Consider the following 16,583-nt stretch of genomic DNA (forward strand, 5'->3'; position numbering starts at 1 on the left):
CTTGTGCCTATAAAGGCGCCCACTGAGACTCGGTTATGTTTGGCCGAAGGCTTGTGTCATGATGATCCGACCGCAGGTTAGTCGTCCTCTTCCTATATGAATAGATCTTCCGCGTTGCTCCTTGCTTTTGTCTTCCTCAGCGGCTGCCAGGCCTTGGCACCCGTGTCGCCGGACGGTACGCCGCCGGTCGAAGACAGCGCCCCAGCCCCTGAAAAGCCCAAGGTTTACTCCTCGTTCAATGAAGAAACGATCTACAGCCTGCTGACCGCGGAACTCGCCGGCCAGCGCAATCGTTTCGATATTGCCCTGGATAACTATGTGACCCAGGCCATCAACACCCAGGACCCGGGCATTTCGGAGCGTGCGTTTCGCATCGCCGAATACCTGGGCGCTGACCAGGCCGCGCTGGATACTTCGCTGATCTGGGCGAAAAACGCTCCGCAAGACCTGGAAGCGCAACGTGCGGCGGCCGTGCAACTGGCACGCGCCGGGCGCTATGACGACTCCATGGTGTATATGGAGAAAGTCCTGCAGGGCAAGGGCGACACGCATTTCGACTTCCTCGCGCTGTCGGCTGCCGACACTGACCAGGACACGCGCAATGGCTTGATGAAGAGTTTTGACCGCCTGCTGCAAAAGCATCCGAAGAACAGCCAACTGATTTTCGGCAAAGCCTTGCTGCTGCAGCAGGATGATGAAGCCGATGCCGCCCTCAAGCTGCTGGAGCAGAACCCGCCGGAAGACGGCGAGATCGCCCCGATTCTGCTGCGCGCACGCTTGCTGCAGAACCTTAATCGCGGCAAGGAAGCGATTCCACTGCTGGAAAAAAGCATCAAGAAATACCCGGGCGACAAGCGCTTGCTGCTGACCTATGCGCGAATGCTGGTGGAGCAAGACCGCATGGAAGACGCCAAAGTGCAGTTCGCCAACCTGGTCCAGCAATACCCCGACGACGACGAGCTGCGTTACTCCCTGGCACTGGTCTGCCTGGAAGCCAAGGCCTGGGACGAGGCCAAGGGTTATCTGGAGGAGCTGATCGAGCGCGAAAGCCATGTGGATTCGGCGCACCTGAACCTCGGCCGCATCGCGGAAGAACGCAACGACCCGCAGGCTGCGCTGCTTGAGTACGCCCAGGTCGGCCCCGGCAACGATTACCTGCCGGCCCAGCTGCGTCAGGCCGATATCCTGATGAGCAACGGCCGCACCGACGAAGCGGAAAAACGCCTGGCGGCGGCACGTGATGCCGAACCGGACTATGCGATCCAGCTGTACCTGATCCAGGCCGAAACACTGTCGGCCAACAAGCAGGGCGAACGCGCCTGGAAATTGCTGCAACAAGCCTTGCTGCAATACCCCGACGATTTGAACCTGCTGTACACCCGCGCCATGCAGGCGGAAAAACGCAATGACCTGGCGCAGATGGAAAAAGACCTGCGCCTGATCATCAAGCGCGACCCGGACAATGCCATGGCGCTCAATGCCCTGGGCTACACCCTGTCGGACCGCACCACGCGTTACGCCGAAGCCAAGGTGCTGATCGAACAAGCCCACAAGCTCAACCCGGAAGACCCGGCCGTGCTCGACAGCCTGGGTTGGGTGAATTACCGCCTGGGCAATCTGGACGAAGCCGAACGCCTGCTGCGCCAGGCACTCGAACGTTTCCCTGACCAAGAGGTGGCAGCCCACCTGGGTGAAGTGCTGTGGGCCAATGGCAAACAGCGCGAAGCGCGACAAATCTGGGAAAAATTCCTCAAGGAACAACCCGAAAGCCCCATCCTGCGCGGCACCATCAAGCGCCTGACCGGATCCGAGACCCTTTAAGCTTATGTTTTTGCGCCACGTTATTGTTTTCAGTTTCATCGCCCTGCTCGCCGGTTGCGCGGGCATCGGCAGTCGTGAATCCGTTGAAGGCCAGGGCAACCCGGCGCAATGGAAACAGCACAAAGAGCAGCTCAGCAGCATCGACGGCTGGCAGATCGACGGCAAGGTCGGGGTTCGCGCGCCGAAAGATTCCGGCAGCGGCACGTTGTTCTGGCTGCAGCGCCAGGACTATTACGATATCCGTTTGTCCGGGCCACTTGGCCGCGGTGCTGCGCGCCTGACCGGCCGGCCAGGGCAAGTGAGCCTGGAAGTGGCCAATCAAGGCCGCTATGAGGCAGCCACGCCGGAAGAACTGCTGGAACAACAGATTGGCTGGAAGCTCCCCGTTTCGCACCTTGTGTGGTGGGTACGCGGCCTGCCTGCGCCGGACAGCAAAAGCAGGCTGAGCCTCAACGGCGACAGCCGCCTGGCCACGCTTGAGCAGGATGGCTGGCAGGTTGAATACCTCAGCTACGTGCAACAGGGCGCCTACTGGCTGCCCGAGCGCATCAAACTGCATGGCACCGACCTTGACGTCACGCTGGTGATCAAGGAATGGCAACCGCGCAAGCTGGGGCAATAACGTGACCGCCACCACCTTGACACTGCCCTCCCCGGCCAAACTCAATTTGATGCTGCACATTCTGGGTCGCCGTGAAGACGGCTACCACGAGTTGCAGACGCTGTTTCAGTTTCTCGATTACGGCGATGAACTCACCTTCGCCGTGCGCGACGATGGCGTGATCCAGCTGCACACCGAATTCGAAGGCGTGCCCCACGACAGCAATCTGATCGTCAGGGCCGCGAAAAAACTTCAGGCGCAATCCGGTTGCTCACTCGGCATCGACATCTGGATCGATAAAATTTTGCCCATGGGCGGCGGCATCGGTGGCGGCAGCTCAAATGCCGCGACCACGCTGCTCGGTTTGAATCACTTGTGGCAACTGGGCTGGGACCACGATCGCCTGGCCACGCTGGGCCTGACACTGGGCGCCGACGTGCCGGTTTTCGTGCGTGGGCACGCGGCTTTTGCCGAAGGCGTCGGGGAGAAACTCACCCCGGAATACCCCGAAGAGCCTTGGTATGTTGTGCTTGTTCCGCAAGTATCTGTAAGTACAGCAGAAATTTTTTCAGATCCACTGTTGACACGTAACTCTCCTCCCATTAAAGTGCGCCCCGTTCCCAAGGGAAACAGTCGAAATGACTGCTTACCGGTTGTAGCAAGGCGTTATCCAGAGGTACGTAACGCTTTGAATTTGTTAGGTAAATTTACCGAAGCAAAATTAACCGGAACTGGAAGTTGTGTGTTTGGGGGCTTCCCAAGCAAAGCTGAAGCTGATAAAGTCTCGGCCCTTCTTACAGAGACCCTTACAGGGTTTGTAGCAAAGGGAAGCAACGTTTCGATGTTGCATCGCAAGCTGCAAAGTCTGCTCTAAAAGGAACCGAGTACTGGGTACTCGTTGCAACAGATACAGGGGCGTCGCCAAGCGGTAAGGCAGCAGGTTTTGATCCTGCCATGCGTTGGTTCGAATCCAGCCGCCCCTGCCATTTTCTAATACTCATCCAGGTTACCCTCAGCCTCTAGGTACTGCGCGTGTCCAAGATGATGGTCTTTACGGGGAACGCCAACCCCGATCTGGCTCGACGTGTCGTACGTCAGCTGCATATCCCTCTCGGTGACATCTCTGTCGGTAAATTCTCCGACGGCGAAATTACAGCCGAGATCAATGAAAACGTCCGCGGTAAAGATGTTTTCATTATTCAGCCGACCTGCGCTCCGACCAACGATAACCTGATGGAACTCGTCGTGATGGCTGATGCCTTCCGCCGCTCCTCAGCGACTCGAATCACAGCTGTAATCCCTTACTTTGGTTATGCCCGTCAGGATCGCCGTCCGCGTTCCGCACGTGTGGCTATCAGCGCGAAAGTCGTTGCTGACATGCTGACCGTGGTAGGCATCGACCGTGTTCTCACGGTTGACCTGCACGCTGACCAAATCCAGGGGTTCTTCGATATTCCGGTAGATAACATCTACGGCTCCCCAGTATTGGTGGATGACATTGAAGACCAGCGCTTTGAAAACCTGATGATCGTGTCCCCGGACATTGGTGGCGTCGTGCGTGCACGGGCTGTTGCCAAATCCCTGGGCGTGGACCTCGGGATCATCGACAAACGCCGTGAGAAAGCCAATCACTCTGAAGTGATGCATATCATCGGTGATGTCGAAGGGCGTACCTGTATTCTGGTTGATGACATGGTCGACACCGCCGGCACCCTGTGCCACGCGGCGAAAGCCTTGAAAGAGCACGGTGCAGCAAAAGTCTTCGCCTACTGCACACACCCTGTGCTGTCGGGCCGAGCGATCGAGAACATCGAGAACTCCATGCTGGACGAACTGGTGGTGACTAACACCATCCCGTTGTCCGCAGCAGCTCAAGCCTGTTCGCGTATCCGTCAACTGGATATCGCACCGGTAGTTGCCGAAGCGGTTCGCCGCATCAGCAACGAAGAATCGATCAGCGCGATGTTCCGATAAGGGTCAAACCTTACGAAACATCCCACTGACGAAAAGCGCCCCGCCCCAGCATTCTGTTGGGGCGGGGCTTTTTTGCCCATATCGCCTTTAGCGCTGGTCGCAAACGCTGGGGCGAATGTGGTTATTTTGGAGATACAACATGAACGATTTTACTCTGAATGCTGAAGCGCGTTCCGACCTGGGGAAAGGTGCGAGCCGCCGCCTGCGTCGTCTCGCAAGCCTGGTTCCAGCTGTAGTTTACGGTGGCGACAAAGCCCCTGAATCCATCAGCATGCTGGCCAAAGAAATCGCCAAACTGCTCGAAAACGATGCGGCCTACAGCCACATCATCGAGCTGAATGTTGGTGGCAAGAAGCAGAACGTCATCATCAAGGCCCTGCAACGTCACCCAGCCAAAGGCCACGTGCTGCACGCTGACTTCGTACGCGTAGTAGCCGGTCAGAAACTGACCGCTATCGTGCCTGTGCACTTTGTTGGTGAAGAAGCTCCGGTCAAGAAAGGCGGCGAAGTTTCGCACGTTGTTGCCGAGATCGAAGTGACCTGCCTGCCGAAAGACCTGCCTGAGTTCATCGAAGTCGACCTGTCGGCTCTGGAAATCGGCGACATCGTTCACCTGTCCGACCTCAAAGCCCCTAAAGGCGTTGAGTTTGTTGCACTGGCTCACGGTGATGACAAAGCTGTTGCAAACGTTCACGCTCCACGCGTTGCACCAGAAGCTGAAGAAGGCGCTGCAGAGTAATTCACTCTGTAATGTCGGAGCTTGAGGAAACATCGCGGACCGGAACGTAGCGAGAAAGCGGGCGATAACGCGGCGTTTACTCTTGAGTAAATGATCTTTTGTTGACCGCTTTCGCCGCACACAGGTTGCGGCGATGTTATCCACAACTCCAAAGGAAGGGCCCCTGTCGTGACTGCCATTAAACTGATCGTTGGCCTGGGAAATCCAGGCGCCGAATACGAACAGACCCGGCATAACGCGGGGGCCCTTTTTGTTGAGCGTATCGCCCACGCACAAGGTGTGAACCTTGTGGCCGATCGCAAATATTTTGGCCTGACCGGGCGCTTCTCGCACCAGGGTCAGGATGTTCGTCTGCTGATTCCTACCACCTACATGAACCGCAGCGGCCAGGCTGTCGCGGCGCTTGCGGGCTTCTTCCGGATCAAACCCGAAGAAATCCTGGTGGCCCATGACGAACTGGACCTGCCACCCGGCGTTGCCAAACTCAAGTTAGGCGGCGGGCATGGCGGCCACAATGGCCTGCGCGACATCATTGCGCAGTTGGGTAATCAGAATAATTTTTACCGTCTGCGGCTCGGCATTGGCCACCCAGGCGTTGCCAGTATGGTTTCAAATTTCGTCCTGGGTCGTGCGCCACGCGCCGAACAGGAAAAACTCGATGCCAGCATCGACTTTGCCCTCGGCGTGCTGCCGGATATCTTCGCCGGTGAATGGAACCGCGCGATGAAAAACCTGCACAGCCAGAAGGCCTGACTCTTACCGAGGGGAAACACCATGGGATTCAATTGCGGCATCGTCGGCCTGCCCAACGTCGGCAAATCCACCCTGTTCAACGCCCTGACCAAGTCCGGTATTGCGGCGGAGAACTTCCCCTTCTGCACCATCGAACCCAACAGCGGTATCGTGCCGATGCCAGACCCGCGCCTGGACGCGTTGGCGGCGATCGTCAATCCCAAGCGTATCCTGCCGACCACCATGGAGTTCGTCGACATCGCGGGCCTGGTAGCCGGCGCGTCGAAAGGTGAGGGCCTGGGCAACAAGTTTTTGGCCAACATCCGTGAAACCGATGCCATCGCCCACGTGGTCCGCTGCTTTGAAGACGAGAACGTGATTCACGTCTCCAACAGCGTTGACCCGAAACGCGACATCGAGATCATCGACCTGGAACTGATCTTCGCCGACCTCGACAGCTGCGAAAAGCAACTGCAGAAAGTCGCGCGTAACGCCAAGGGCGGTGACAAGGACGCAGTGGTTCAGAAAGGCCTGCTGGAACAACTGATCGCACACTTCACCGAAGGCAAGCCGGCACGCAGCCTGATGAAGAACATGGGTGTCGACGAGAAAGCCGTGATCAAAGGCTTCCACCTGCTGACCACCAAGCCTGTGATGTACATCGCCAACGTTGCCGAAGACGGCTTCGAGAACAACCCTTTGCTGGATGTGGTCAAGGCCATCGCCGACGAAGAAGGCGCTATCGTGGTGCCGGTGTGCAACAAGATCGAAGCGGAAATCGCCGAGCTCGATGACGGCGAAGAAAAAGACATGTTCCTCGAGGCCCTGGGCCTGGAAGAGCCTGGCCTGAACCGCGTGATCCGCGCCGGCTACGAAATGCTCAACCTGCAGACCTACTTCACCGCCGGTGTTGAAGAAGTCCGCGCCTGGACCGTCAAGGTCGGTGCCACTGCACCACAGGCCGCCGGCGTGATCCACACCGACTTCGAAAAAGGCTTTATTCGCGCCGAAGTCATCGCCTACAACGACTTCATCCAGTACAAGGGTGAAGCCGGTACCAAGGAAGCCGGTAAATGGCGCCTGGAAGGCAAAGAGTACATCGTCAAGGATGGCGACGTGATGCACTTCCGTTTCAACGTCTAAGCGCCATCGCAGTTTTGCCGCCCACAAAAAAGCCGATGCACTGCATCGGCTTTTTTGTGGGCGGTTGTTTGTATTTCGACAATAGCTATCCTCTTATCTATTTGAAACCTTAAGACGTTTCCTATTTGTCGTAACAAAAACAGCCCAACAACCTCGAGTGACGTTAAGCGACAAGTTAATGACTTTTCCTACGCAAGCCTGGCTTACTCTTACCTGCATACTCGATGATAAATCTTATACTTTACGCTCTGCCCAAACACCGTCTAAATCACAGCCTTTTAATCGTAAACAATCACGCTAGTGGAGCACCCACCCGATGTCGGCCGCCGATCAAAAAGAAAGCGAAACCGATACGCCATTCATTGAAGGCTCGGATATTGAGAACACGATCAATAGCACCGCGACACTGAATGTTGACATCTTGTTGCTGGGGGAAACCGGCACTGGCAAAGATACCCTGGCACAACGAATACATCGCCTGTCCGGCCGTCGAGGTAACTTTGTTGCGGTCAATTGCGCCGCCATTCCGGAGAGCCTCGCCGAAAGCCAATTATTCGGTGTCAACAGTGGTGCTTATACCGGGGCTGTACAATCACGCGCAGGGTTTATCGAGGCGGCTCACCTGGGTACGTTGTATTTGGATGAAATCGACAGCATGCCGCTTTCGCTGCAGGCCAAGCTATTGCGTATGCTCGAATCACGAGGGGTTGAACGGCTGGGCTCAACACGCTTCATCCCCGTCGACATGCGCGTCATCGCGTCCGCTCAACAATCACTGCATGACATGGTCGAGCAAGGCAGCTTCAGGCGGGACCTGTATTTTCGCCTGAACGTTATTAACATCAAGCTGCAGCCGCTGCGTGACCGACGTGAGCGTATCGTACCGTTGTTTCTGGAGATGATTAAACAAGAGGCGGAGCACTTCAACTGCACAGCCCCTCACCCCCCAACCGAACTGCTCCAGCAGTTGTTGTGTCATACGTGGCCGGGCAATGTCCGCGAACTACGCTCCACGGCCAAGCGTTTTGTCCTTGGGCTGCCGCCTTTATCGGCATCGAATGCAGAACCGCTGGAACTGGGCCTGAAAGACCGTCTGCAGCGTATTGAGAAAACGCTCATTGAAGAGTCTTTACATCGTCACACTTACAGCGTGGATTGTGTGGCGTTGGAACTGGGGGTTGCCAAGCGCACGCTCTACTACCGAATGAAGCAACTGGGTGTTTCACTCAACGCGTGTTTGCACGCTCAGGAAGTGCAATAAACGCTGAAACAAGTAGAAATAGGCCGATGGAACTGTTTCCAGAGGCATCGCCACTCAGTGTACGAGCATCGATTATCAAATAACGATGTAGCACGATTAATCGAATGCCTCATGACGAATACTCAACTATCCGATAGACAACCCAAAGGTGAAACCATGACATCTCCAGTCGGCAGCGGTGGCAGCATTACCAGCAAACAACTTTTTGATCAAATGAAAACGCTCACTGAGGAAAAAAACAAAGAAACGCTCGAGATGGCAAAGCTGGATAAAGATGCTTCGATTGCCAGCAAGTGGAGCCAGGTAATTAACAAAGTACAATAAGCAACACAGGCTTTCTCTAGTGTATTAAATAGAGAAAGCCTGTCTATTTTCCTGAGGGAGGTTTATATGCGCACAACGCTTGAAAAAGAGCGGGAAACCTATTCAGGTGCCCCTGTGTTTCCCGTCGAAAAAAGCAGTGATAGCGCCCACGACGCGCATTTCTTCAGTGCAGCACTGGAGCAGAACAATCCCTATCCGTCGGCCCCCTCCGCCCCAGGAAACAGTCGGTCGCTGGTGAGCCAATCAGAGCGGTTGAAATCCAACAACGAAAAAATCCCCAAGCTCCTGCGTGAATATACCAAGACCCAAAACGAGCTGAAAATGGCGGACGCCACACAGACCATTATTGAATCAAAAGAAATCCTCAACATCGGCGTCAAGGTAATAAAACACTGCACTTCGTTTGTTGAGAAAACCACTAACCTGCAATAGGTGAACCATGCGCCGCTGCCGCTTTATTCTCTTATGGCTGACCCTCTTATCGGTACTGAGCGGATGCGGTGAAAGCGTCGAACTGCACCGCAAGTTATCCGAGCAGGAAGCCAATGAGGTAATCGCTGAATTGGCAGACAAGCACATTCGGGCACAAAAACAGCTGGAGAAAGACGGCGTGGTCGTTCGCGTGCGCACAGATGATATTGCTGCCGCGGTCCACACGCTTGCCGCCGCCGGGTTACCAAAGACTGCGCGCTCTACGCTGGGCGACGTATTTCGCAAGGAAGGTGTCATCTCGACACCGCTTGAGGAACGGGCGCGCTATATCTATGCCTTGTCTCAGGAGCTGGAAGCGACCTTGTCCAATATCGATGGGGTTCTTGTCGCCAGGGTACACGTGGTACTGCCCGAGCGGGTCGCACCGGGAGAGCCGGTACAGCCGGCCTCGGCATCGGTCTTCATCAAGCATGATCCACGGCTGGAACCCGACAGCTTGCTGCCGCGCATTCGGCGGATGGTCGCCAGTAGCATACCGGGCATGACAACAGCCGTTGCAAACCCGCAAAAACTGACCGTGATCTTCGTACCGGCTACCGCCTACAAGGAAAAGCAGCAACTCGCCTACTTCGGGCCGTTTCTGATTAAGCCCGGGGACCTCGCTTTTTGGCAGACCATGGTGACATTGTTCTTTATCGCCCTGTTAGTGGGGTGCGCTGCAGCGGGGTTCTGGGTGAAAAAGGCGCGCGGCGCCCAACAAGCCGAGCCGAACACGAATGACGCATGACAGCCTCAGTTGGGCCAAGTGGTGGGCCTGCCCATGGCTCGATTCGCCCCATGACTGGACGCCTTTCGTCCCTTCAGTGCCCTATTCGAGAACACTCTGCCAGAGCCAGCACGCGGCAATGGCAACGGCGTTGGGAATTGATCCATGCCTGCCTGTCGAACCGTCTCCAGCACTGTTGCAGTTGGTACTTGAACCTGAACAACGCAGAGACCTCATCCTCGCGCTGGTCGGCGGTGTTTACCAGATCAAGAACCGCACGCCATTGAGCCAAGACCTGCAACTCTGGTGCGTACGCCTTTCCAAGGCACTGCTGCCCAACAGCCTGCAAATCAACACTGAAGACCCCCTGCACTATCTACGCGCCTGGGTAGAACCCTCTGTGTGGCAGCGGCTGCGGTTGAGCTTTGACCACCATCGGGTGCTCGCCCTAGAGAAGAACCCTCGACTGATCGATGCCCACGACAAGCTTGAAACTATTTGGAAGGCCGCAATATGGCGCACCGGTGCGTCAAACAACGAGCCGGTGTTTTCCTTCGCCGAGGAGTCCCAGGACGATGTTGTGCAAACGCACGATTGAGCTACGCAAGCCGCTTCCTTCACGGACCTGCTCGCTGATTCCCTTGGAAACGTTGGCGGACTGCGCCCGCGACACCGAATTGTTAAACAGTGCCCAGGTTCAAGCTGATGAAATCCTGCGCCAGACCTATGTGCAACGCGACCAATTGCTGCTGCAGGCTCAACATGAGTTCTGGCAACGCGCCAATCGCCAATTGCATCTGTGGCACACGCAGCAGCAAGCGGTCCTCGACAACATCGAACGCATCGCCACATCAGTCACCCACAGTGCCATTCGCAGCTTGCTCGAGGACACAACGCCCACTCAACGGGTGTCTGCCATGCTCAAGCAAATGCTCGCAGCCCAGGCCCCGGCGATCCGCGCAAAGTTGGTCTGCAACCCGCAGGATCAGGCGGATGTGGAACATTGGCTGGATCAACATACCGAAGCGCCCTGGCGCCTGCTGTGTGACGAGTCTGTTCAGCCACAGATGTTGATCCTGGAGGCAGAGGAAGGCAGCTTTCGTATCGACTGGGCCTCTTCGATCAATGCCCTGTTGGTGTCTCACACAGACTTTGTTTCAGAGGATTAACTTCTCAACCGGCCTGCTGCATTTTTTATCCAGATATTTAAAAAATCGTGGAACGGATCCCAAAGGCAAACCACATAAAAAATACACGTTCAACGGAGATCAGCATATGAAACTCGACGCACGCGAGGGCGGGCAAATCTTCAGGGATTTAAGCAAAAACAACCGGCAGTTCGAACAACTCGGTCAGGGCATCCCTGATGAAATAACCTCGAAAGAGTTTTCATCACTGCTGGGTGAACACTTCAGGCTGAAACAAAACTTGATGCTACAGACGACTGCCGCCGGAGCGGTTCTCGGCCACCGAGCCGAGATGGGAAAAATCATTTTCAATGGGACCTGAGTGTTTCAGCGCGCGGCTCACTCAGTGGCTGGCGGGGGCAGAGCAAGAAATCACGCTGCTGGAGGGCGACGACGCCATAACCCTGCGTCGTTACCCGCAGTGTTTTTTGCTCAGCGCTCAACTTACCCATCAGCCAAAGCACGCACAAACAACAATGGAAACCTGGCTACAACTGGGTGGAGCAAGCCTGGCGTACTTTCAGGGAGCGCTTTCAGTCGAGCCCTCCACGGGGCAGCTCTGGCTACTTCAATGCGTCACGCAGGAAGACCATCAGGCCGTTCTGTTTAACCAACTCGAATCCCTTCTCAATCAGCGCGACACCTGGCGTTCCACGGCCAAGCGGCTGGCCAGAACGCCCAAAAAATCTGGGCCAACTCCACTGCGTGCGCAGTTTTATTAACTAGAGAATCCTATATGAACACCCTCATTTACAAGCGTTTACGCTTGTCTATCAGCTCGCCCTGTGCGCGTTTCAAACACGCCGACTGGCGTATTCCAATAGTTCTGATGTGCCTGTTGATACCTCTGCAAAGCCCCCTTGCCGCCATTCCAGCGGAATGGAAAAACACGGCGTATGCCTACGAAACCCAGTACAAGCCTGTACGCGAAGTGCTCGAAGACTTCGCCCAGACCTTCGGCACCCAACTGCAAATCGAGGGCCTGCTGGAGGGCGTCGTCAATGGCAAAATACGCGCTAATACTCCCCAGTCCATGCTCGACAGGCTGGGGGTCGAACACCGCTTCCAGTGGTACCTGTACAACAACACCCTGTACATCAGCACGCTGGATCAGCAAGAGTCTGCGCGGCTGGAAGTTTCGTCGGAAACGATCGCAGACCTTAAAAAGGCCCTGACCGATATCGGCCTGCTCGACAGCCGATTTGGCTGGGGTGAATTGCCGGACGATGGGGTTGTACTCGTCTCCGGTCCTAAACGCTATATCGAGCAGATCAAACAGTTCAGCAGCCAACGCAGATCTCCGGATGAAAAACAGAGCGTGCTGACTTACCCGCTCAAGTACGCCAACGCGGCGGACCGGATCATCGATTATCGCGGAGAGAAGCTGACCATCGCGGGCGTGGCCAGCGTGCTGCGTGGGTTACTGGAGCCGCGCTCCACCTCCACAGTTGCCAACGCCACCCAATCTTCCGGCGCTTCTTCACCGTCGGCCCTGATTACGCCCAACGTCCCGCGGTTGAACAACCCTCTGCTGGAGCAGATGCTCGCCAACCCCACGAATGCAGGAGGGCTGTCGACGGGCGCCTCACTCGGCCCTCGCGCCCCACGCGCAACCAGCCGAATCCGGGTCGAAGCCGACGTGCGTAATAACGCGATTCTGATCTACGACCTGCCTGAGCGCCAAACGATGTACCGCGAGTTGATCACCCAACTCGACGTTGCACGCAAGCTGGTGGAGATAGACGCCATCATCCTCGACATCGAACGCACAAAGTTGCAAGAGTTCGGGGTTGAATGGGGCTTTCAAAACAGCCGTTGGCGCGGCGGCGTCAACGTGGCACCGGGCACGACTTCTCAGTTGTCGATTGGCAACCCCGGGCGCTTCTACGCTCACATACGTGCCCTGGAATCCCAAGGGCTGGCAACCCTGGTCTCCAACCCTTCCGTGCTCACCCTGGAGAACCAGCCGGCGGTCATCGATTTCAACCGCACGCGATACCTGAAGGCCGGCAGAGACTACGCAACCATTTTACCCGTGACCGTCGGCACCAGCTTTCAGGTGGTGCCACGGGTGATCACCAGCCGTGGTGGCCACCAGATCCATTTGGTGGTGGATATTGAAGACGGTAACTTCGACGAACTCAACCTACAGCCCGATGACCTCGATGTTCGCCGTGGCAAGGTGAGCACCCAGGCGGTAATGGCGGAAAAGCGCTCATTGGTGGTCGGTGGTTTCCATGTCACAGACAACAAGGACAAACAAAGCAAGGTGCCGCTCCTGGGCGATATTCCTTTGCTGGGCAAGGCATTGTTCTCCTCGACTGAACGACAGAACAGTCGACGCGAGCGACTGTTCATCCTCACCCCACGGGTCATCGGCGACCAATCTGACCCTTCGCGTTACTTGCCCCAGGAGGACCAGGCCCAATTGCAGGCTGCCCTCAAGCCTCTGGCGCGCCGGCAAGCCGCCCATCAGCCGCCCATAAACCGAAGCGATATCACCAGCACCCTGGCGCACCTGGTCAGCGGCGAAGTCCCAGACGGTTTCAAGGCAGGGCCAATGCCCCTGCAACTGGACACGTTGTGCGCCACGCGCGATCTGTTGGCGCTCAACAGCGAGCGCAGCCAGTGGTATACCGGCGCGCAGTTCAATGTGGCGGTGGTGGTCGTGCGCAACCAGATCAAACGCAACGTGCGCATCGATGAAAAAGAATGCAGCAACTCACAAACGCTGGCGGTCAGTGTCTGGCCACGCGCCTGGCTTAAACCGGGTGAAGAAGCTGAAGTGTTTATCGCCATGCGCCCCGTTGTGAAAGATGAACACATCGGCGTACCCCGCCCTTCCCTTCTCACCGCCCCCTTGAAGACCACGCCATGAAGCACGGACTCTTGAGTATTATCCTGATCGGCGCAGCAATGATCGCCGCCGGCTGTACGCCAACCTGCAAGGGCGACTCCTGCACGCGCCCGCAATCGAGCAGTGACAAAATGGTGGTCTGGTGGCCACCAGAGATGCGCGTAGACTCCGGCCCCTCTGGGGAGCGGGCAGACTACCAGACCATTTCCCTGGAACGATGAGCCTCACGACACAGCCTGACGATGCATTGCATCGTCAGGTTTTTTTGGCCGACGTGCGCAGAGGCGTTGCCGCCCACCTGCAACTCCTCCCAGGTATCCACCTGTGTACGCTGCAAGCCGGCACCCGCCCGGGGTTAGCCTTGCACATCGCGCGCGAAGCATTGCAAGCCGGGCAGGTGCAGCGGGCACTGGAGCGACGTTTTGAACAAGCAGTGAGGTACGACGGTTGCTTTGTCTATCTCGACGCCCAAGGGACCCTGGTCATCTGGCGCTCGCTGCCTACGCACCACAACGCGCTTGATAGTGCCGTCAGCCGCTTGCTTTCACTGGCCAACCTTGATGCATTGGATGCCCGCGCCACGCGTTGATCAGCGTTGTTCCAGCTCAGGCAACTCCAGGGTTTCGCGCTTGGCTTCATCATCCAACTCACGCAAGGTGCGGTAGATCAGCGCGACAGCCTGCAGGGTTTCACGAGGGATACTGGCGCCGAGCTTATTGGTGTAGAGCGTGCGGGCCAGCCATACACACTGAATGACCGGCACGTCAGCCGCTTTAGCCCTTTTGATCAGTTCACGCGCGTCGGCATCCGTGCCTTTGTCCACCAGCAACGGCAGCGGTGTCTTGCCGGGGCGGTAATACAACGCGACGGCAAGGTGCGTCGGGTTGACGACCAACATGTCGGACTCTTCCAGCTTGGGCAACTTGACCTTTGGCTCCTCCTGAGCCAATTGCTGCGCCAGCGACCGTCGCTGGCCCTTCACATGGGGGTCGCCTTCCATGTCCTTGTATTCCTTGACCACCTCGACCTGGGTCATGCGCATGCGCTTGGCAAAGAAGTGTTTCTGCAGCGTCAGGTCGAGAAGTGCCAACACCAGCAACAGGCCCAGGCACACATGCAACAGGTAACGAAACAGATCAATCAGCGCCAGGATATAACTGGACAGGTCGCTGTTGGCCAAGTTGATCAAGGCCCCAAGGGAAGGACCGATCACCGCATACAACACCACGCCTAACAACACCGCCTTGGCGACCCCCATCAACAGGTTCATCAGCGACTGGGCGGAGAACATCTGTTTGAGCTGATTAAGGGGGTTGAGGCGCTTGAAATCCAACTTCAGGATTTCCGGCGCGAACAGCAAGCCGAACTGCATCCAGCTACTGAGCAGCTTGACGGCGATTGCCACTGAAGCCATCAGCAACGCAAAGGAAAAAAACACCACCATGGCGTCGAGCAGCACCTCCTCCAAGGCTGACACAAAGGGTCGGCTGATGCGGGATATCGGCAGCAGCATCATTTCCTGAAACCGCTGCAGGCTGCGGTCAGCGGTCCATAGCGCGATCTCGCTGATGGCTGTCAGCACCAGAAGCTTGCCGACATCCTGGCTTTGGGCAACCTGGCCTTTCTTGCGTTGATCACGCAGTTTCTTGGCACTGGCCGGGTGTTTTTTCTCACCGGAATCACTCATGGCATCGCCACCTTGAACATCAGCCCCAGGGCGTGCTTGAGCTCGCCCAGCAGGCTTAAGCGGCCGACGATCAGGTCCTGCAACAGTTCAAAATACAACAGCAAAATACCAATACCCGCCAGGCACTTGACCGGTGGGGCCAGCGTACTCACCTGCAGCTGCGGGCTATAAAGTCCTAACAGGGCAACGCCAAACTCCAACAACAGCAGCACCGCGATAAAAGGTGCGGCGTAGAGCATCATGTGGGTGAACGTGTCGCCGAGCAGGTTGAGAAACACGCCAAACCCATTGGCGTGCGGAAGTGGAAACCAAACGGTAGGCGGCCAGACCGAGTAGCTGTCCCAGATCACCTGCGTCAGTGCTCCAAGCCCCAGGGTGGCCATCAACAAAAAAATCGCCAGCTCCTTGAACAGATGCCCGATGGGTGTGGCATCCGGCCCAAGCGAAGGGTTGAGCTGGCCACCCGCCAAGGCTCCCCGCTGGTTATCCAGCAGCGCCCCCACCGCCTCGAACATCCAGAACGGCATCGACAGTAATACGCCCAGCAAGGTCCCCAGGGCCGCCTCCTTGAGCACCAACGCGCTGAGCATCAGCGTAGAGAGTTCCTGGTCGGCGAAGGTGGCATATATACCCGGTGCAGGCAGCAGTGCCAGTACTGCCACAATGGCGTGGCGCGGCATCCCGCGGATATGTTGAAAACAAAACGCCGCGACCAGAAAGGCACAAGGGTAGATTCGCGCCATGCCAATCAACAGGCTGGGCAGGTAGTCAAGATACTGCAGCACAGGCAAGACCTCAGTTCAGCGCAGAGCGAGAGATCATGTCGAATGTCAGATTGATCAGCTGAATCAACTCCACACCGATCCAACGCCCCGTCATGACCAGCGTGACACCCACTGCCACCAGCTTTATGCCAAACGGCAAGGTCTGGTCCTGTACCTGCATCAGCGCCTGTACAAGGGAGGTCAATACGCCGACCACCACCGCCACAATCAACGGCGGTGCCGACAACACCACGACCAGCAGCATGCCCTGCTTGAACAGCACGATCGGTTCCAT

Annotated in this window: 21 protein-coding genes and 1 tRNA gene; 19 read left to right on the forward strand and 3 right to left on the reverse strand. The window is 56.8% G+C overall.

Annotation, left to right across the window (positions count from 1 at the left end; all coding sequences use genetic code 11):
• The first annotated feature begins 96 nt into the window (after positions 1 to 96).
• The 19 genes from GIW28_RS06330 to GIW28_RS06420 all read left to right on the forward strand — a co-directional run bounded on the left by GIW28_RS06330 (position 97) and on the right by GIW28_RS06420 (position 14,426).
• Complete coding sequence (locus GIW28_RS06330; RefSeq protein WP_017137639.1) at positions 97 to 1,821, forward strand: tetratricopeptide repeat protein; 1,725 nt, start codon at positions 97 to 99, stop codon at positions 1,819 to 1,821.
• Between the two features lie 4 nt (positions 1,822 to 1,825).
• The gene (lolB, locus tag GIW28_RS06335) at positions 1,826 to 2,443 is read left to right on the forward strand and encodes a lipoprotein insertase outer membrane protein LolB (RefSeq protein WP_017137640.1); all 618 of its coding nucleotides are present in this window, start codon (positions 1,826 to 1,828) and stop codon (positions 2,441 to 2,443) included.
• Positions 2,444 to 2,492: 49 nt separating this feature from the next.
• On the forward strand, positions 2,493 to 3,296 hold the full coding sequence (ispE, locus tag GIW28_RS06340) for a 4-(cytidine 5'-diphospho)-2-C-methyl-D-erythritol kinase (protein ID WP_178110933.1): 804 nt from the start codon (positions 2,493 to 2,495) through the stop codon (positions 3,294 to 3,296).
• Positions 3,297 to 3,333: 37 nt separating this feature from the next.
• Positions 3,334 to 3,408: transfer RNA gene (locus GIW28_RS06345), tRNA-Gln, on the forward strand.
• Between the two features lie 46 nt (positions 3,409 to 3,454).
• Complete coding sequence (locus GIW28_RS06350) at positions 3,455 to 4,396, forward strand: ribose-phosphate pyrophosphokinase (RefSeq protein ID WP_003208392.1); 942 nt, start codon at positions 3,455 to 3,457, stop codon at positions 4,394 to 4,396.
• Positions 4,397 to 4,535: 139 nt separating this feature from the next.
• Positions 4,536 to 5,135, forward strand: a complete 600-nt coding sequence (locus GIW28_RS06355) for a 50S ribosomal protein L25/general stress protein Ctc (RefSeq protein ID WP_017137642.1) — start codon at positions 4,536 to 4,538, stop codon at positions 5,133 to 5,135.
• A 168-nt stretch (positions 5,136 to 5,303) separates the two neighbouring features.
• Positions 5,304 to 5,888, forward strand: a complete 585-nt coding sequence (gene pth / locus GIW28_RS06360; RefSeq protein ID WP_010213318.1) for an aminoacyl-tRNA hydrolase — start codon at positions 5,304 to 5,306, stop codon at positions 5,886 to 5,888.
• A 21-nt stretch (positions 5,889 to 5,909) separates the two neighbouring features.
• On the forward strand, positions 5,910 to 7,010 hold the full coding sequence (gene ychF, locus GIW28_RS06365; protein WP_017137643.1) for a redox-regulated ATPase YchF: 1,101 nt from the start codon (positions 5,910 to 5,912) through the stop codon (positions 7,008 to 7,010).
• Between the two features lie 316 nt (positions 7,011 to 7,326).
• Entirely contained in the window at positions 7,327 to 8,271 is a 945-nt protein-coding gene (locus GIW28_RS06370) for a sigma 54-interacting transcriptional regulator (RefSeq protein ID WP_017137644.1), read from the forward strand.
• A gap of 111 nt (positions 8,272 to 8,382) precedes the next feature.
• Positions 8,383 to 8,595: a hypothetical protein gene (locus GIW28_RS06375; RefSeq protein WP_236445806.1), complete on the forward strand. Its 213-nt coding sequence runs from the start codon at positions 8,383 to 8,385 to the stop codon at positions 8,593 to 8,595.
• A gap of 66 nt (positions 8,596 to 8,661) precedes the next feature.
• Positions 8,662 to 9,027 (forward strand): hypothetical protein, encoded by a 366-nt coding sequence (locus GIW28_RS06380; RefSeq protein WP_099549220.1) that lies wholly within the window; start codon positions 8,662 to 8,664, stop codon positions 9,025 to 9,027.
• A gap of 7 nt (positions 9,028 to 9,034) precedes the next feature.
• Positions 9,035 to 9,814: a type III secretion system inner membrane ring lipoprotein SctJ gene (gene sctJ / locus GIW28_RS06385; RefSeq protein ID WP_017137647.1), complete on the forward strand. Its 780-nt coding sequence runs from the start codon at positions 9,035 to 9,037 to the stop codon at positions 9,812 to 9,814.
• Positions 9,804 to 10,391 (forward strand): type III secretion protein, encoded by a 588-nt coding sequence (locus GIW28_RS06390; RefSeq protein WP_236445804.1) that lies wholly within the window; start codon positions 9,804 to 9,806, stop codon positions 10,389 to 10,391. The genes sctJ and GIW28_RS06390 overlap by 11 nt, the downstream gene beginning before the upstream one ends.
• Entirely contained in the window at positions 10,369 to 10,962 is a 594-nt protein-coding gene (sctL, locus tag GIW28_RS06395) for a type III secretion system stator protein SctL (protein WP_017137650.1), read from the forward strand. The genes GIW28_RS06390 and sctL overlap by 23 nt, the downstream gene beginning before the upstream one ends.
• 106 nt (positions 10,963 to 11,068) lie before the next feature.
• Entirely contained in the window at positions 11,069 to 11,302 is a 234-nt protein-coding gene (locus GIW28_RS06400; RefSeq protein WP_099549219.1) for a hypothetical protein, read from the forward strand.
• The gene (locus GIW28_RS06405) at positions 11,292 to 11,702 is read left to right on the forward strand and encodes a type III secretion protein (RefSeq protein ID WP_236445801.1); all 411 of its coding nucleotides are present in this window, start codon (positions 11,292 to 11,294) and stop codon (positions 11,700 to 11,702) included. The genes GIW28_RS06400 and GIW28_RS06405 overlap by 11 nt, the downstream gene beginning before the upstream one ends.
• 14 nt (positions 11,703 to 11,716) lie before the next feature.
• A complete protein-coding gene (gene sctC, locus GIW28_RS06410; protein ID WP_236458954.1) occupies positions 11,717 to 13,858 on the forward strand; it encodes a type III secretion system outer membrane ring subunit SctC in 2,142 nt (713 codons plus the stop codon).
• Positions 13,855 to 14,058: an HrpT family type III secretion system protein gene (gene hrpT, locus GIW28_RS06415; protein ID WP_017137653.1), complete on the forward strand. Its 204-nt coding sequence runs from the start codon at positions 13,855 to 13,857 to the stop codon at positions 14,056 to 14,058. Before sctC ends, hrpT begins: the two co-directional genes overlap by 4 nt.
• Complete coding sequence (locus GIW28_RS06420; RefSeq protein ID WP_017137654.1) at positions 14,055 to 14,426, forward strand: hypothetical protein; 372 nt, start codon at positions 14,055 to 14,057, stop codon at positions 14,424 to 14,426. Before hrpT ends, GIW28_RS06420 begins: the two co-directional genes overlap by 4 nt.
• Here GIW28_RS06420 and sctU read toward each other — a convergent pair whose 3' ends face one another.
• Genes sctU through sctS form a run of 3 tightly spaced genes read right to left on the reverse strand, consistent with a single transcriptional unit; the run spans position 14,427 to position 16,583 of the window.
• A complete protein-coding gene (gene sctU, locus GIW28_RS06425) occupies positions 14,427 to 15,524 on the reverse strand; it encodes a type III secretion system export apparatus subunit SctU (RefSeq protein ID WP_236445796.1) in 1,098 nt (365 codons plus the stop codon).
• Positions 15,521 to 16,309, reverse strand: a complete 789-nt coding sequence (sctT, locus tag GIW28_RS06430) for a type III secretion system export apparatus subunit SctT (RefSeq protein WP_017137656.1) — start codon at positions 16,307 to 16,309, stop codon at positions 15,521 to 15,523. Before sctT ends, sctU begins: the two co-directional genes overlap by 4 nt.
• A 10-nt stretch (positions 16,310 to 16,319) precedes the next feature.
• Positions 16,320 to 16,583 carry a type III secretion system export apparatus subunit SctS gene (gene sctS / locus GIW28_RS06435; RefSeq protein WP_099549214.1) on the reverse strand — a complete coding sequence of 88 codons (264 nt, stop codon included), beginning with the start codon at positions 16,581 to 16,583 and terminating at the stop codon, positions 16,320 to 16,322.

Source organism: Pseudomonas sp. PA-5-4B, from assembly GCF_021606215.1.
In the GTDB taxonomy this organism is placed as follows: domain Bacteria; phylum Pseudomonadota; class Gammaproteobacteria; order Pseudomonadales; family Pseudomonadaceae; genus Aquipseudomonas; species Aquipseudomonas edaphica.

Bases quoted from the DNA above. Each gene is read 5' to 3' on its own strand.
- GIW28_RS06370 (WP_017137644.1), top strand. From the start codon at position 7,327: ATGTCGGCCGCCGATCAAAAAGAAAGCGAAACCGATACGCCATTCATT.
- GIW28_RS06390 (WP_236445804.1), top strand. From the start codon at position 9,804: ATGACGCATGACAGCCTCAGTTGGGCCAAGTGGTGGGCCTGCCCATGG.
- lolB (WP_017137640.1), top strand. From the start codon at position 1,826: ATGTTTTTGCGCCACGTTATTGTTTTCAGTTTCATCGCCCTGCTCGCC.
- ispE (WP_178110933.1), top strand. From the start codon at position 2,493: ATGCTGCACATTCTGGGTCGCCGTGAAGACGGCTACCACGAGTTGCAG.
- sctL (WP_017137650.1), top strand. From the start codon at position 10,369: ATGTTGTGCAAACGCACGATTGAGCTACGCAAGCCGCTTCCTTCACGG.
- hrpT (WP_017137653.1), top strand. From the start codon at position 13,855: ATGAAGCACGGACTCTTGAGTATTATCCTGATCGGCGCAGCAATGATC.
- ychF (WP_017137643.1), top strand. From the start codon at position 5,910: ATGGGATTCAATTGCGGCATCGTCGGCCTGCCCAACGTCGGCAAATCC.
- sctS (WP_099549214.1), bottom strand. From the start codon at position 16,583: ATGGAACCGATCGTGCTGTTCAAGCAGGGCATGCTGCTGGTCGTGGTG.
- GIW28_RS06400 (WP_099549219.1), top strand. From the start codon at position 11,069: ATGAAACTCGACGCACGCGAGGGCGGGCAAATCTTCAGGGATTTAAGC.
- GIW28_RS06330 (WP_017137639.1), top strand. From the start codon at position 97: ATGAATAGATCTTCCGCGTTGCTCCTTGCTTTTGTCTTCCTCAGCGGC.
- sctU (WP_236445796.1), bottom strand. From the start codon at position 15,524: ATGAGTGATTCCGGTGAGAAAAAACACCCGGCCAGTGCCAAGAAACTG.
- GIW28_RS06405 (WP_236445801.1), top strand. From the start codon at position 11,292: ATGGGACCTGAGTGTTTCAGCGCGCGGCTCACTCAGTGGCTGGCGGGG.
- GIW28_RS06420 (WP_017137654.1), top strand. From the start codon at position 14,055: ATGAGCCTCACGACACAGCCTGACGATGCATTGCATCGTCAGGTTTTT.
- sctC (WP_236458954.1), top strand. From the start codon at position 11,717: ATGAACACCCTCATTTACAAGCGTTTACGCTTGTCTATCAGCTCGCCC.
- GIW28_RS06375 (WP_236445806.1), top strand. From the start codon at position 8,383: ATGACGAATACTCAACTATCCGATAGACAACCCAAAGGTGAAACCATG.
- GIW28_RS06380 (WP_099549220.1), top strand. From the start codon at position 8,662: ATGCGCACAACGCTTGAAAAAGAGCGGGAAACCTATTCAGGTGCCCCT.
- GIW28_RS06355 (WP_017137642.1), top strand. From the start codon at position 4,536: ATGAACGATTTTACTCTGAATGCTGAAGCGCGTTCCGACCTGGGGAAA.
- sctJ (WP_017137647.1), top strand. From the start codon at position 9,035: ATGCGCCGCTGCCGCTTTATTCTCTTATGGCTGACCCTCTTATCGGTA.